At 59.9% G+C, this 15,246-nt stretch carries 13 protein-coding genes and 1 other RNA gene; all 14 read left to right on the forward strand.

What is annotated here, in order from left to right; all coding sequences use genetic code 11:
- Positions 1–166 precede the first annotated feature (166 nt).
- The 14 genes from rsmI to FHL07_RS03650 all read left to right on the forward strand — a co-directional run bounded on the left by rsmI (position 167) and on the right by FHL07_RS03650 (position 15,242).
- Positions 167–1,021, forward strand: a complete 855-nt coding sequence (rsmI, locus tag FHL07_RS03585; protein ID WP_095001542.1) for a 16S rRNA (cytidine(1402)-2'-O)-methyltransferase — start codon at positions 167–169, stop codon at positions 1,019–1,021.
- A gap of 140 nt (positions 1,022–1,161) precedes the next feature.
- An RNA gene (rnpB, locus tag FHL07_RS03590) (RNase P RNA component class A) lies at positions 1,162–1,515 on the forward strand.
- Positions 1,516–1,873: 358 nt separating this feature from the next.
- A complete protein-coding gene (mraZ, locus tag FHL07_RS03595; RefSeq protein WP_095001541.1) occupies positions 1,874–2,329 on the forward strand; it encodes a division/cell wall cluster transcriptional repressor MraZ in 456 nt (151 codons plus the stop codon).
- Entirely contained in the window at positions 2,326–3,273 is a 948-nt protein-coding gene (gene rsmH, locus FHL07_RS03600; protein ID WP_165446504.1) for a 16S rRNA (cytosine(1402)-N(4))-methyltransferase RsmH, read from the forward strand. Before mraZ ends, rsmH begins: the two co-directional genes overlap by 4 nt.
- Positions 3,270–3,563, forward strand: a complete 294-nt coding sequence (gene ftsL / locus FHL07_RS03605) for a cell division protein FtsL (RefSeq protein WP_019823808.1) — start codon at positions 3,270–3,272, stop codon at positions 3,561–3,563. Before rsmH ends, ftsL begins: the two co-directional genes overlap by 4 nt.
- Positions 3,560–5,308 carry a peptidoglycan D,D-transpeptidase FtsI family protein gene (locus tag FHL07_RS03610; protein ID WP_095018295.1) on the forward strand — a complete coding sequence of 583 codons (1,749 nt, stop codon included), beginning with the start codon at positions 3,560–3,562 and terminating at the stop codon, positions 5,306–5,308. Before ftsL ends, FHL07_RS03610 begins: the two co-directional genes overlap by 4 nt.
- Complete coding sequence (locus FHL07_RS03615) at positions 5,308–6,771, forward strand: UDP-N-acetylmuramoyl-L-alanyl-D-glutamate--2,6-diaminopimelate ligase (protein WP_095018296.1); 1,464 nt, start codon at positions 5,308–5,310, stop codon at positions 6,769–6,771. The genes FHL07_RS03610 and FHL07_RS03615 overlap by 1 nt, the downstream gene beginning before the upstream one ends.
- A complete protein-coding gene (locus tag FHL07_RS03620) occupies positions 6,764–8,131 on the forward strand; it encodes a UDP-N-acetylmuramoyl-tripeptide--D-alanyl-D-alanine ligase (protein ID WP_138738118.1) in 1,368 nt (455 codons plus the stop codon). The genes FHL07_RS03615 and FHL07_RS03620 overlap by 8 nt, the downstream gene beginning before the upstream one ends.
- Positions 8,131–9,213, forward strand: coding sequence for a phospho-N-acetylmuramoyl-pentapeptide-transferase (gene mraY / locus FHL07_RS03625; RefSeq protein WP_095001537.1), 1,083 nt, complete (start codon positions 8,131–8,133; stop codon positions 9,211–9,213). Before FHL07_RS03620 ends, mraY begins: the two co-directional genes overlap by 1 nt.
- Before the next feature lie 5 nt (positions 9,214–9,218).
- Positions 9,219–10,565, forward strand: coding sequence for a UDP-N-acetylmuramoyl-L-alanine--D-glutamate ligase (gene murD, locus FHL07_RS03630; RefSeq protein WP_095001536.1), 1,347 nt, complete (start codon positions 9,219–9,221; stop codon positions 10,563–10,565).
- Positions 10,562–11,776: a putative lipid II flippase FtsW gene (ftsW, locus tag FHL07_RS03635; protein ID WP_095001535.1), complete on the forward strand. Its 1,215-nt coding sequence runs from the start codon at positions 10,562–10,564 to the stop codon at positions 11,774–11,776. Before murD ends, ftsW begins: the two co-directional genes overlap by 4 nt.
- Entirely contained in the window at positions 11,766–12,836 is a 1,071-nt protein-coding gene (gene murG / locus FHL07_RS03640; RefSeq protein ID WP_095026394.1) for an undecaprenyldiphospho-muramoylpentapeptide beta-N-acetylglucosaminyltransferase, read from the forward strand. The genes ftsW and murG overlap by 11 nt, the downstream gene beginning before the upstream one ends.
- On the forward strand, positions 12,829–14,289 hold the full coding sequence (gene murC / locus FHL07_RS03645) for a UDP-N-acetylmuramate--L-alanine ligase (RefSeq protein WP_095001533.1): 1,461 nt from the start codon (positions 12,829–12,831) through the stop codon (positions 14,287–14,289). Before murG ends, murC begins: the two co-directional genes overlap by 8 nt.
- Positions 14,286–15,242 (forward strand): D-alanine--D-alanine ligase, encoded by a 957-nt coding sequence (locus FHL07_RS03650; RefSeq protein ID WP_088379010.1) that lies wholly within the window; start codon positions 14,286–14,288, stop codon positions 15,240–15,242. The genes murC and FHL07_RS03650 overlap by 4 nt, the downstream gene beginning before the upstream one ends.
- Positions 15,243–15,246: the final 4 nt, after the last annotated feature.

Here is a 15,246-nt window from a genome sequence, read left to right on the forward strand (position 1 = left end):
GAGGCAATAAAGCCTGAATTTAGATGCGTTATGTACGTTGTGGCATTAAAAGTTTACCCGGTTGGCGTTTTGCGGCCTGCAGGGTGGGTGCGTTCATGAGGGCTCTACGCGCTACAATGGCGCCTTTAACTCTTATGAGGTGTGCGTTTTGACTGCTCCAGGTGATTTGAATTCCGTTCTTGGCTCACTTTATGTGGTGGCCACGCCCATCGGTAACCTGGACGACATCAGTGCGCGTGCGCTCAAGGTATTGCGTGATGTATCGCTGATTGCGGCCGAAGACACGCGCCACTCCCTGCGCTTGATGCAGCATTTTGGTATCTCCACGCCGCTGGGTGCCTGTCACGAGCATAACGAGCGTGATGAAGGCAGTCGGTTTATCCAGCGTTTGCTGGCGGGTGAAGATGTGGCATTGATCTCGGATGCCGGTACCCCGCTGATCTCCGACCCCGGTTATCACCTCGTGCGTCAGGCGCGTGCTGCCGGGATCAAGGTCGTGCCCGTGCCGGGAGCCTGCGCCTTGATCGCCGCCTTGTCGGCTGCGGGGCTGCCTTCTGATCGCTTTATCTTTGAGGGGTTCCTGCCGGCCAAGGCGGTTGGGCGTCGTTCGCGGCTGCAATTACTTAAGGAAGAGCCGCGCACACTGATTTTTTACGAGGCCCCGCACCGTATTCTTGAGTGCCTGCAAGATCTTGAATTGGTATTCGGGCCCGAGCGCCCGGCATTGCTGGCGCGTGAGCTGACTAAAACATTCGAGACGCTCAAAGGTTTGCCCCTGTCCGAGCTGCGCGCTTTTGTTGAAAGCGACAGTAACCAGCAGCGCGGCGAGTGTGTGGTTCTGGTTGCCGGCTGGACTGCGCCAGAAACGGAAGACGCGGTCAGCAGTGAGGCAATGCGTATTCTCGACTTGCTGCTTAAAGAAATGCCGCTCAAGCGTGCTGCTGCACTTGCAGCTGAAATAACCGGTGAGCGCAAAAACGTGTTGTACCAAGTTGCACTTGAAAAGCAGAAAAGTGAGTAACAATTGATATCGGGTGATGGCACTTTGATATTTCTTTGTGTTCTAGCCCGTGGCTAAAGGCCGCAAGTCAGGCAAATCAACCTGCCTTGCGGCTTTTAACGCTTGTTCTATACGCTCTGTACAGTTAATCTTCGCGCCGGAGAGTCGATTGGACAGTCGCTGCCCTCTATGAAAATTAGGGGGGGGAGGAAAGTCCGGGCTCCATAGGGCGAAGTGCCAGGTAATGCCTGGGAGGCGTGAGCCTACGGAAAGTGCCACAGAAAATAACCGCCTAAGCGCTTCGGCGCCGGTAAGGGTGAAAAGGTGCGGTAAGAGCGCACCGCACGACTGGCAACAGTTCGTGGCTAGGTAAACCCCACTTGGAGCAAGACCAAATAGGGTCCCAAGGCGTGGCCCGCGCTGGGACCGGGTAGGTTGCTAAAGATGTCCAGTGATGGCCATCGTAGACGAATGACTGTTCACGACAGAACCCGGCTTACAGATCGACTCTCCACCTTTTTTTCTTCTGCCTGCGCTGCAGGCAGATTGCTATATTCGCAATTGCCTTATCCCCCCCTGCAATTCATCGCAAGATTATTTCCCGACGTAATGCCGAAAAGTTCTTACTCTTAACAAACTACTTTAAGTTTGAAGTCCAGAGCTTTGAATTTGCGGCGCGTCGCGGGTCAAAAAATCTCTCCGCTTACTGCTCCACGTCTATTTCCCCTCCTAAATCTCCGTTATGTAAGGGTTTTCCTGTAGGCCGCTCCTTGACGGTGGTGTGGGCGCATTCCTATAGTGTGCATAAGTGGTGAAAAGTGGCGTGAAGTGGGTTTTTTAGACGTAAAACGCTAATATTTGGAGATGCGGCCAGTGTTTCGCGGAGCCAACGCAATCAGTCTCGATGCCAAGGGCCGTCTCGCAATGCCGAGCCGGTACCGTGACGAGTTGAATTTGCGCAGTTCCGGGCAACTGATCGTGACCATTGATGCCGTTGATCCCTGCTTGTGTGTGTACCCCCTCGATGAGTGGGAGTTGATTGAAACCAAGCTTCGGGCGTTGCCTTCGCTGCGTGAAGAAAACCGCCGCTTGCAACGTCTGTTGATTGGTAACGCCGTCGACCTTGAGCTCGATGGCAGTGGTCGTTTTCTGGTACCGCCCCGCTTGCGTGAATATGCCCGACTGGACAAGCGCGCAATGCTGGTGGGCCAGCTGAACAAGTTTCAACTGTGGGACGAGGATGCTTGGGAGGCGGTTTCTGCCGCTGACCTTGCAGCCATTCAACAACCGGGCGCGATGCCTGACGAACTGCGTGATTTAATTCTGTGACTATAGATAGCGGCTTCAACCACATCACCGTACTGCTCGACGAAGCCGTAGAGGCTCTCGCCGTACGCCCTGATGGATGCTATCTGGATGGCACCTTCGGTCGCGGCGGACATAGCCGCCTGATACTCCAGAAGCTGGGCCCTGAGGGGCGTCTGCTCGGGTTCGATAAAGATCCACAAGCGATTGCCACCGGGCAAGCGCTGGCGGCCGAAGACGGCCGCTTTGTCATTGTGCAGCGCAGTTTTGCGGAAATGGGATCCGAAATTGCCGAGCGCGGTCTGGCTGGCAAGGTCGACGGCGTGTTGCTTGATCTGGGTGTCTCCTCACCACAGCTTGACGACCCGGAGCGCGGCTTCAGCTTTATGAATGACGGCCCGCTGGACATGCGTATGGACCCTGATCGCGGTATCAGCGCGGCCGAGTTCGTCAACACTGCCTCCCAGGAGGAAATTGCCCGCGTATTCAAGGAATACGGCGAAGAGCGGTTTTCCGGTCGCATGGCCCGTGCGGTTGTCGAGCGTCGCGATATCAAGCCGTTCGAGCGTACAGGCGACCTGGCCGAAGTGCTGAAAGTGGCCAACCCGGCCTGGGAGAAGGGCAAGCACCCGGCGACCCGCACTTTCCAGGGCCTGCGCATTCATGTGAACAACGAACTGGGTGACCTTGAGGCTGGCCTTGAAGCTGCCCTTGAGTCCCTGGCTATCGGCGGCCGCTTGGTCGTTATCAGCTTCCACTCGCTGGAAGACCGCATCGTCAAACTGTTTATGCGCAAACTGGTCAAGGGCGAGCCCGACAACCTGCCGCGCGGCTTGCCCGTGCAGCACGTTGCCTTCGAACCGAAGATCAAGATTCATGGCAAGGCACAGACCGCGTCCGATGCCGAACTCAAAGCCAATCCGCGCTCGCGCAGCGCTGTCATGCGCGTCGCGGAGAAGCTTCGTTGAACAAGCTCTTCGCCAAACCACTTCCCGGCGGAAGTTTTTTCATGCTGCTGTTGTTTATTGGCGTGCTGGTTTCGGCTGTGGGCGTTTCGTATAGCGCCCACTGGAACCGCCAGTTGCTCAACACCCTGTACGGGGAGCTGAGCGTACGGGACAAGGCGCAGGCCGAATGGGGCCGCCTGATTCTCGAGCAGAGCACCTGGACTGCCCATAGTCGCATTGAAACCCTGGCCAGCGAACAACTGAAGATGCGCATTCCTGGCGCAGCAGAAGTTCGAATGGTGGCGCCATGATCAAACTCGAAGGCGCGCTCTATCCGTGGCGTTTTCGTGTGGTGCTGGCATTGCTGGCACTGCTGGTAGGTGCAATCGCGTGCCAGATCGTTTATCTGCAAGTTATCGACCATGACTTCCTCAAGGGCCAGGGCGATGCTCGCAGCTTGCGGCATATCCCTATCCCTGCACACCGTGGCCTGATTACCGACCGCAATGGCGAGCCTTTGGCCGTGAGCACGCCGGTGACCACCCTGTGGGCCAATGCCAAGGAAATGCAGGTTGCCAAAGACCGTTGGCCAGCCCTGGCACACGCGCTTGGGCAAGACCCCAAGGTGCTGACCGCACGCCTGGAGCAGCAAGCCAACAAAGAATTTATCTATCTGGTGCGGGGCCTGACTCCCGAGCAGGGCCAGGTGGTGCTCGACCTCAAGGTGCCGGGTGTTTATGGCATTGAAGAGTTCCGTCGTTTCTACCCTGCGGGTGAGGTGACGGCGCATATGGTCGGCTTTACCGATATCGACGATAAAGGACGCGAAGGCGTCGAACTGGCCTATGACGAATGGCTGGCCGGGGTGCCGGGCAAGCGGCAAGTGATCAAGGACCGGCGCGGGCGTCTGATCAAAGACGTGCAAGTGACCAAAAACGCCAAGGCCGGCAAGACCTTGGCGTTGTCGATTGACCTGCGCCTGCAATACCTGGCCAACCGCGAACTGCGCAATGCGCTGGTCGAGAACGGCGCCAAGGCTGGCAGCCTGGTGATCATGGATGTGAAGACCGGCGAGATTCTGGCCATGGTCAACCAGCCCACCTACAACCCGAATAACCGTCGCAACCTGCAACCGGCGATGATGCGTAACCGCGCCATGATCGACGTGTTCGAGCCGGGCTCGACGGTCAAACCGATCTCCATGAGTGCCGCCCTGGAAACCGGGCGCTGGAAACCCACCGACAAGGTTGAGGTGTACCCGGGCACCTTGCAGCTGGGCAAATACACCATTCGTGACGTATCGCGCACTGAAGGTCCGGTACTCGACCTGACCGGCATCCTGATCAACTCCAGTAACGTGGGGATGAGCAAGGTGGCCTTCGATATCGGCGGTGAAGCGATCTTCCGCCAGATGGCCAAGATGGGCCTGGGCCAGGACACCGGTCTGGGCTTCCCGGGCGAGCGTGTGGGCAACCTGCCCAACTACCGTGAATGGCGCAAGGCGGAAACCGCGACCCTGTCTTACGGCTACGGCGTGTCCGTGACCGCGATCCAGCTGGTGCATGCCTTCTCGGCCCTGGCCAACAACGGCAAGCTCGCTCCGCTGACCCTGCTCAAGACAGACAAGGACAAACCTGTTCAGGCCGCTCAGGTCATGCCGGAGCAAGTCGCCAAGACGCTGCAGGGAATGCTCCAGGAAGTAATCGAAAATCCGCGTGGTGTATGGCGTGCCAAGGTTCCGGCGTATCACGTCGGCGGCAAGTCGGGTACGGCGCGTAAAACCACGGGTGGTGGGGTAAAAGGCTACGCAGTGAACTCCTACCGTTCCCTGTTTGCCGGCTTTGGTCCCATGAGCGACCCGCGGTACGCGATCGTCGTGGTGATCGATGAGCCGAGCAAGGCGGGCTACTTCGGTGGTCTGGTTTCGGCACCGGTATTCAGCAAAGTCATGTCCGGCACGCTGCGTCTGATGAACGTGATCCCGGATAACCTGCCAACGGCAGCGGAGCAACAAGCAGCGGCAGCCGCTGCAGCAGCCAAAGGAGGGCGTGGCTAATGTCCCTGAGCCTGAACAAGATTTTTCCTCACGCCGGTCACGATCTGCTGATCCGTGAACTGACCCTCGACAGCCGCAATGTACGCGCAGGTGATCTGTTCCTTGCGGTGCCTGGCGGCAAGCTCGATGGTCGTGAACATATCGCTGACGCCCTTAAGCGCGGCGCTGCTGCCGTGGCCTATGAAGTGGACGGCGCTGATGTGCTGCCTATCTCTGCCGTGCCGCTGATTCCGGTCAAGGGCCTTGCGGCCCAGCTGTCGGATATCGCCGGGCGTTTTTATGGTGAGCCCAGCCGGCATCTGAATCTGGTAGGTGTCACTGGCACCAACGGCAAAACCAGCGTCACTCAGCTGGTGGCCCAGGCGCTTGACCTGCTGGGTCAGCACTGCGGCATCGTCGGCACCTTGGGCACCGGTTTTTATGGCGCGCTGCAAAGTGGCCGTCACACCACGCCAGACCCGATTGCCGTACAGGCCATGCTGGCCGACCTGAAAAAGGCCGGGGCCAAAGCGGTAGCGATGGAGGTTTCTTCCCATGGCCTGGATCAGGGGCGCGTCAGTGCGTTGGCATTTGACGTCGCTGTGCTGACCAATCTGTCCCGCGACCATCTGGATTACCACGGCACGATGGAGGCTTACGCCGCCGCCAAGGCCAAGTTGTTTGCCTGGCCGGACCTGCGCTGCCGGGTGCTGAACCTGGACGATGAATTTGGCCGCCAACTGGCCGCTGAAAAGCATGAGTCGCGCCTGATCAGCTATAGCCTTGAGGACACAGGGGCCACCCTGTACTGCCGTGATGCCATCTTTGATGATGACGGTGTGCGGGCCACCGTGGTGACGGCGCAAGGCGAGCATCTGTTGCGCAGCTCGCTGCTGGGACGCTTCAACCTGAGCAACGTACTGGCTGCCGTTGGCGCCTTGCTTGGGCTGGACTACCCGCTGGACGAAATTCTCAAAGTGCTGCCCAAGCTGGAAGGCCCGGTCGGTCGCATGCAGCGTTTGGGTGGCGGCAACAAGCCGCTGGTGGTGGTCGACTACGCCCACACCCCGGATGCACTGGAAAAAGTACTGCTGGCCCTGCGCCCGCATGCCAAAGGTCAGTTGCTGTGCCTGTTTGGCTGCGGCGGCGACCGTGACCGCGGCAAGCGTCCGTTGATGGCGCAGGTGGTTGAGCGTTTGGCTGATGGTGTTCTGGTGACTGACGACAACCCGCGCACCGAAGCACCGGGGCAAATTTTTGATGATATTCGTGAGGGTTTTGTCGCGCCGCAGGACGTCACTTTTGTCGCCGGTCGCGGTGATGCCATTGCGCAGTTGATCGCCGGTGCCAGCGCCGCTGACGTAATCGTGCTGGCGGGTAAAGGTCATGAGGACTATCAGGAAATCAACGGCGAACGCCATGACTTCTCTGATCTGGTCGAAGCCGAAAAAGCCTTGAACACCTGGGAGGCTGCCCATGCTTAAGCCTCTGTTGCTCAGTGAAGTGGCTGCTGCCCTGCAGGGGCGTGTGGTCGATGTCGACTGCCGTTTCAGTGGGGTCAGCATCGACAGCCGGGCGATCAGCAAGGGTCAGCTGTTTATTGCGCTGACCGGCCCGCGTTTCGATGGCCACGACTACCTCAATGAAGTGGCTGCCAAGGGCGCCGTTGCCGCGCTGGTTGAGCGCGAAGTGCCGGAGTCGGCGCTGCCACAACTGGTGGTCAAGGACACCCGCGAAGCTTTGGGTCGCCTGGGTGCGCTCAACCGTGCCGGCTACGACAAACCGGTGGCGGCGATTACCGGCTCAAGCGGCAAGACCACGGTCAAAGAAATGCTCGCCTGCATTCTGCGCACCCGTGGCCCGGTGCTGGCGACCAAGGGCAACCTGAACAACGATCTGGGCGTGCCGCTGACGCTGCTGGAACTGACAGCTGAGCACACGGCTGCGGTTATTGAGCTGGGCGCTTCACGCCTCGGCGAAATTGCCTACACCGTGGCCATGACCCAGCCCCATGTCGCCGTGCTCAACAATGCCGGTACTGCCCACGTGGGCGAGTTCGGTGGTCCGGATAAAATCGTCGAAGCCAAGGGCGAAATCATCGAAGGGCTGAAGGCTGACGGAATCGCTGTCCTGAATCTGGATGACAAGGCATTCGCCATCTGGAAGAACCGGGCAGCGGGGCGCAAGGTGCTGAGTTTTGCCTTGAACAACCCTCAAGCCGATTTTTATGCCAGCGATCTGAGCCGTGACGCTCGCGGTTGCCCGGGCTTCACCTTGCACAGCCCGCTGGGTAGCGAGCAGGTCCAACTTAACCTGTTGGGCACCCACAACGTGGCCAACGCACAGGCCGCTGCGGCAGCTGCTCACGCCCTCGGCGTGTCGCTGTTTGGTATCAAAACCGGCCTTGAAGCCGTGTTGCCGGTAAAAGGTCGCGCTGTCGCGCAATTGACCGCCGCGGGCCTGCGAATTATTGATGACACTTACAACGCAAACCCCACCTCAATGTGCGCTGCCGTTGATATACTCGCCGCCTTTTCCGGCCGCACCGTCCTGGTGCTCGGAGATATTGGCGAACTGGGTGAGTGGGCGGAGCAAGGACATCGTGAAGTAGGCGCTTATGCCGCCGACAAAGTTTCAGCGCTCTATGCGGTGGGACCCATGATGGCTCATGCCGTCACTGCTTTTGGACACCAGGCTCGTCACTTCGCCAATCAGGCTGACCTGATCAAGGCGCTTCGCGCTGAGCACGAAACAAACACCACTATTTTGATCAAGGGCTCGCGCAGCGCTGCGATGGAAAACGTCGTTGCGGCTTTGTGCGGTTCCAGCGGGGAGAAACATTAATGCTGCTGCTGCTAGCGGAGTATCTGCAACAGTTCCATAAAGGCTTCGCGGTCTTCCAGTACCTGTCCCTGCGCGGGATCCTCGGGGTGCTGACCGCGTTGACCTTGTCGCTGTGCCTGGGGCCGTGGATGATCCGCACCCTGCAAAACCGTCAGATCGGCCAGTCGGTACGTAATGACGGCCCACAATCGCACCTGTCCAAATCGGGCACTCCGACCATGGGCGGCGCGTTGATCCTGTCGGCCATCGCCATCAGCACCCTGTTGTGGGCTGACCTGAGCAACCGTTATGTGTGGGTCGTGCTGATCGTGACCCTGTTGTTCGGCGCCATCGGCTGGGTGGATGACTACCGCAAGGTAATCGAAAAAAACTCCCGTGGCTTGCCAAGCCGCTGGAAGTATTTCTGGCAGTCGGTGTTCGGTCTGGGCGCGGCGATCTTCTTGTACGTGACGGCGCCAAGCGCGGTAGAAACCACGCTGATCCTGCCCATCCTCAAGGACGCCAGCATTCCGCTGGGCATCGGCTTTGTTGTTCTCACCTACTTTGTGATCGTGGGTTCGAGCAATGCGGTCAACCTGACTGACGGCCTCGATGGCCTGGCGATCATGCCCACCGTGATGGTCGGCGGTGCGCTGGGTATCTTCTGCTACCTGTCGGGCAACGTGAAATTTGCCGACTACCTGCTGATCCCTTATGTACCGGGCGCGGGTGAGTTGATTGTGTTCTGCGGCGCATTGATTGGCGCCGGTCTCGGGTTCCTGTGGTTCAACACCTACCCGGCACAAGTCTTTATGGGTGATGTCGGCGCACTGGCGCTGGGCGCAGCCCTGGGCACTATCGCCGTGATCGTGCGTCAGGAAATCGTGTTGTTCATCATGGGCGGTGTGTTCGTGATGGAAACCCTGTCCGTGGTGATCCAGGTAGCGTCTTTCAAGTTGACCGGCAAGCGGGTGTTCCGCATGGCGCCGATTCATCACCACTTTGAACTCAAAGGCTGGCCTGAGCCACGTGTGATCGTCCGCTTCTGGATCATTACCGTGATTCTCGTACTGGTCGGCCTTGCCACACTGAAGCTGAGGTAGAACCTGTGTCTCTGATCGCTTCTGACCACTTCCGCATCGTTGTCGGCCTCGGCAAGAGCGGCATGTCCCTGGTGCGCTTCCTGGCGCAACGGGGCGTGTCGTTTGCCGTGGCAGATACGCGGGAAAACCCGCCGGAGCTTGCCACGCTGCGCCGTGACTACCCGCAAGTGGAAGTGCGTTGTGGCGAGCTGGATGTCGAATTCCTGTGCCGCGCCGACGAGCTTTACGTGAGCCCCGGCCTGGCCCTGGCGACTCCGGCGCTGCAAGCTGCTGCTGCCCGCGGCGTGAAACTGTCGGGCGACATCGACCTGTTCGCGCGTAACGCGAAAGCGCCTATCGTGGCAATCAGTGGTTCCAACGCCAAAAGCACCGTGACCACCCTGGTCGGCGAAATGGCTGCGGCAGCCGGCAAGCGCGTTGCGGTGGGTGGCAACCTTGGCACGCCGGCACTGGACCTGCTCAGCGATGATATCGAGCTGTACGTGATGGAGCTGTCGAGCTTCCAGCTGGAGACCACCAACCAGCTGGGTGCTGAAGTGGCCACAGTGCTCAATGTCAGCGAAGACCATATGGACCGCTACAGCGGCCTGCCTGCGTACCACCTGGCCAAGCACCGGATCTTCCGTGGCGCCCGGCAGGTGGTGGTCAATCGTCAGGATGCCCTGACCCGCCCGCTGATGAGCGAAGGTCAGCCGTGCTGGACTTTCGGCCTCAGCGCGCCGGACTTCAAGGCCTTCGGCCTGCGTGAAGAAAACGGCGAAAAATACCTCGCTTTCGAATTCCAGAACCTCATGCCCGTGCGCGAGCTGAAAGTGCGTGGCGCACATAATCAGGCCAATGCCCTGGCTGCCCTGGCGCTGGGTCACGCGGTTGGTCTGCCGTTCGACGCCATGCTCGCCAGCCTGCGCAATTTCACCGGTCTTGAGCATCGCTGTCAGTGGGTGCGCGAGCTGGATGGCGTGAGCTACTACAACGACTCCAAGGCCACCAACGTCGGCGCGGCACTGGCTGCTATCGAAGGGCTGGGGATGGACATGGATGGCAAGCTGATCCTTATCGCCGGTGGCGACGGCAAGGGCGCGGATTTCAGCGGCTTGCGTGATTCGGTTGCCAAGCACTGCCGCGCGGCAGTGTTGATAGGTCGTGATGCGGGGCTGATAGCCGACGCCCTTGGCGATGCCGTGCCGCAAGTGCGTGCCGGTTCGCTGGACGAAGCCATCGCACTGAGCCGCTCACTGGCGCAATCGGGTGATGCAGTCTTGCTGTCGCCAGCCTGCGCCAGTTTCGACATGTTCAAAAACTACGAAGAGCGCGGCCAGTTGTTCGCTCGCGCCGTGGAGGTGCTGGCATGATGTTCGGCATCCTCAAGCCTTATCCTTCACCGCTGATTACGGGCCGTGGCATCGACCTCGACTTCCCGTTGCTCGCCGGTTGCCTGGCCTTGCTCGGTCTGGGGCTGGTGATGATCACTTCGGCTTCGTCCGAAGTGGCGGCGTTGCAGTCGGGCAACACCCTGTACCACATGATCCGCCACCTGTTTTACATCGTGCTCGGCCTGGGCGCATGCATCATGACCATGATGGTGCCGATCGCGACCTGGCAACGCATGGGCTTCATGTTGCTGATCGGTGCATTCGGTTTGCTGGTGGCCGTACTGATCCCGGGCATTGGCCGTGAGGTAAACGGCTCGATGCGCTGGATCGGTTTCAGCTTCTTCAACGTGCAGCCTTCGGAGATCGCCAAGGTCTTTGTGGTGATCTACCTGGCGGGCTACCTGGTGCGTCAGCAGAAGGAAGTGCGGGATAGCTGGATGGGCTTTTTCAAGCCATTTATCGTGCTGCTGCCAATGGCCGGCCTGCTGCTGATGGAGCCCGACTTCGGAGCCACGGTTGTGATGATGGGCGCCGCTGCTGCCATGCTGTTTCTCGGTGGTGTCGGCCTGTTCCGTTTCGCTCTGATGGTGGCGCTGGCTGTCGGCGCGGTGTTCGTGCTGGTACAGGCACAGCCTTACCGCATGGCGCGTTTGATTACCTTTACCGACCCGTGGTCCGACCAGTTCGGCTCCGGCTACCAGTTGACCCAGGCCCTGATCGCCTTCGGTCGCGGCGAGTGGTTTGGTGTCGGTCTGGGCAACAGTGTGCAGAAGCAGTTCTACCTGCCTGAAGCACATACCGACTTCGTGTTTTCGGTACTGGCAGAAGAGCTGGGTGTTGTCGGCTCGCTGCTGACCGTGGCCCTGTTCGTATTTGTGTGTGTGCGCGGCATGTACATCGGCATGTGGGCCGAGCGCGCCAAGCAGTATTTCTCGGCTTATATGGCCTACGGCCTGTCGTTCCTGTGGATCGGCCAGTTCCTGATCAATATCGGGGTAAACGTCGGCTTGTTGCCAACCAAGGGCCTGACCCTGCCGTTCCTCAGTTATGGCGGCAGCTCGCTGGTGATTTGCTGCGTGTGCATGGGGCTGTTGCTGCGCATCGAGTGGGAGAGTCGAACCCACCTGGGCAGTGAAGAGACCGATTTCAAAGAAAGCGACTTTGCAGAGGAGCCGACCCATGGGCGCTAACGTGCTGATCATGGCGGGCGGCACCGGTGGCCACGTGTTCCCGGCGCTGGCTTGCGCCCGCGAATTCGAAGCCCGCGGCTACACCGTGCACTGGCTCGGTACGCCCCGTGGCATCGAGAATGAACTGGTCGAGCCTGCCGGTTTCAAACTGCACCTGATTAACGTGGCGGGCCTGCGTGGCAAGAGCAAGCTGTCGTTGCTCAAGGCCCCTTTTGTACTGCTCAAGGCGCTGTTTCAGGCGCGCAGGATCATTCGTCAACTCAAGCCGGTGTGTGTGCTGGGTTTTGGCGGTTACGTGACCGGGCCAGGTGGCCTGGCGGCGAAAACCTGCGGTGTACCGGTGATCATTCACGAGCAGAACGCGGTAGCCGGTACGGCCAACCGCCTGCTGGTGCCGATGACCAGTCGGGTGTGCGAAGCCTTTCCCGGCACCTTTGCAGCCTCGCAGACGCTGCGTAGCACCGGTAATCCGGTACGCCCCGAGCTGTTTACCCTGGCGCCTCGGGCTGCGCTCGAAGGGCGCAAGGCGCGCTTGCTGGTACTGGGCGGCAGCCTCGGCGCCGAGCCGTTGAACAAGTTGTTGCCTGAAGCGCTGGCCAAGGTCCCGGCTGACGTTCGCCCTGAAGTGTTTCACCAGGCCGGCAAGCAGCATGACCGGATTACCGCCGAGCGCTATGTCGCGGTCGGCGTCGAGGCTGACGTACAGCCTTTTATCAAGGATATGGCCCATGCCTATGGCTGGGCCGACCTGGTGGTTTGTCGCGCAGGCGCGCTGACCGTCAGTGAACTGGCTGCGGCCGGTCTGCCTTCGCTGCTGGTGCCATTGCCCCACGCGATCGATGACCATCAGAGCCGTAACGCCGACTTTTTGGCACGCGAGGGCGCAGCCTTCCTGATGCCGCAAGCGACAACTGGCGCAGCCGAACTGGCTGCACGCCTGACAGAGGTTTTGATGCAACCGGAACGACTCAACAGCATGGCGGCCAATGCCCGCCGCCTGGCCAAACCCGATGCGACCCGCAACGTTGTAGATATCTGCCTGGAGGTGGCCAATGGTTGAGAATCAAAAAGCTATGCCACAACCGGAAATGCGCCGTATCCGTCGCATCCACTTCGTCGGTATCGGCGGTGTGGGAATGTGCGGTATCGCCGAAGTGTTGCTGAACCTGGGCTATGAAGTGTCGGGCTCGGACCTGAACGCTTCGCCTGTGACCGAGCGGCTCGAGTCCTTCGGCGCACACATTTATATCGGCCACCGCGCCGAGAACGCTGCCAACGCCGATGTGCTGGTGGTATCGAGTGCCGTGAATACCTCCAACCCCGAGGTTGCGAGCGCACTTGAGCGCCGCATTCCGGTGGTGCCTCGTGCCGAGATGCTGGCCGAGCTGATGCGCTATCGCCACGGTATCGCTGTTGCCGGTACCCACGGCAAAACCACTACCACCAGCTTGCTGGCCTCGGTGTTCGCGGCCGGTGGCCTGGACCCGACGTTCGTGATCGGTGGCCGCCTGAATGCAGCCGGTACCAATGCACAACTGGGTACCAGCCGTTACCTGATTGCCGAAGCTGATGAAAGCGATGCCAGCTTCCTGCATCTGCAGCCGTTGGTGGCGGTGGTCACCAATATTGACGCCGACCATATGGCGACCTACGAAGGCGACTTCAACAAGCTGAAGAAGACCTTCGTCGAGTTCCTGCACAACCTGCCGTTCTACGGCTTGGCCGTGCTGTGCCTGGACGATCCGGTGGTGCGTGAAATCCTGCCGCTGGTCAAGCGTCCGACCGTGACCTATGGCTTCAGCGAAAACGCTGATGTACGCGCGATCAATGTGCGCCAGCAGGGCATGCAAACCTTCTTCACCGTGTTGCGCCCTGACCGCGAGCCGCTGGATGTGTCGGTGAACATGCCGGGCAACCACAACGTGCTCAATGCCCTGGCCACCATCTGCATAGCCTCTGATGAAGGCATCAGCGATGAAGCCATCGTTCAGGGCCTGTCGGGCTTTGAAGGGGTGGGGCGACGCTTCCAGGTTTATGGCGAGCTGCCAGTTGATGGCGGCAGCGTGATGCTGGTCGATGACTACGGTCACCACCCGACCGAAGTCGCCGCGGTGATCAAGGCCGTACGTGGTGGCTGGCCGGAACGTCGCCTGGTGATGGTGTACCAGCCGCACCGTTTCAGCCGCACCCGTGACCTGTACGACGATTTCGTCCAGGTCCTGGCCGATGCCAACGTATTGCTGTTGATGGAAGTCTACCCGGCTGGCGAAGAGCCGATTCCCGGGGCTGACAGCCGCCAGCTGTGCCACAGCATCCGTCAGCGCGGCCAGCTGGACCCGATCTACATCGAGCGCGGCGTCGAGCTGGCGCCGATCGTCAAGCCGCTGCTGCGCGCTGGCGACATTCTGTTGTGCCAAGGGGCGGGCGATATCGGCCGTCTGGCACCGCAACTTATCAAGAGCCCGCTGTTCGCCGGCGCTGTTGCCGCTACCAGTGAAGGAAAGTTGAAATGACTGCTGCCTATGCCAATCTGTTCTCGACCATTGCCCCAGCCGATTTCGGCCGTGTGGCCGTGTTGTTCGGCGGCAAAAGCGCTGAGCGTGAAGTCTCGTTGAAGTCGGGCAATGCCGTGCTGGGCGCGCTGCAAAGCGCCGGTGTGGATGCCTTCGGTATTGATGTGGGCGATGACTTCATCACCCGTATCACCAGCGAAAAAATCGACCGCGCGTTCATCATCCTTCATGGTCGTGGCGGTGAAGACGGCAGCATGCAAGGCCTACTGGAGTGCCTGGGCATTCCTTACACCGGCAGCGGCATCCTCGCGTCGGCCCTGGCCATGGACAAGCTGCGCACCAAACAGGTGTGGCACAGCCTGGGTATTCCAACGCCACGTCACGCAGTATTGAGCAGCGAAGCCGATTGTATTTCTGCGGCCAAGGAACTGAGCTTCCCTTTGATCGTCAAACCGGCTCATGAAGGTTCAAGTATCGGTATGGCCAAAGTGAGTAACGTGGACGAGTTGATCGTCGCGTGGGCCGATGCCAGCAAGTACGACTCGCAAGTGTTGGTTGAGCAGTGGATCACAGGTCCCGAGTTCACCATCGCCACCCTGCGTGACCAGGTGTTGCCACCGATTGCCCTGGGTACGCCCCACAGCTTTTACGACTACGACGCCAAGTACGTGGCCAACGATACCCAGTATCGGATCCCGTGCGGCCTCGACAGTGCCAAGGAACAGGAGCTCATGGACCTCACGGCGAAAGCCTGCGAGGCGATCGGCATTGCCGGTTGGGGCCGTCTGGACGTGATGCAGGACACTGCAGGCCAGTTCTGGCTGCTGGAAGTCAACACCGCGCCGGGCATGACCGATCACAGCCTGGTGCCGATGGCGGCCAAGGCGGCGGGTCTGGATTTCCAACAGCTGGTGCTGTCGATTCTGGCGGCAAGTTTAGAGGCGCGGGGTTAAGTCC

The sequence above is a fragment of the Pseudomonas sp. FSL W7-0098 genome, assembly GCF_005930585.1.
GTDB classification, from domain to species: Bacteria; Pseudomonadota; Gammaproteobacteria; order Pseudomonadales; family Pseudomonadaceae; genus Aquipseudomonas; species Aquipseudomonas bubulae.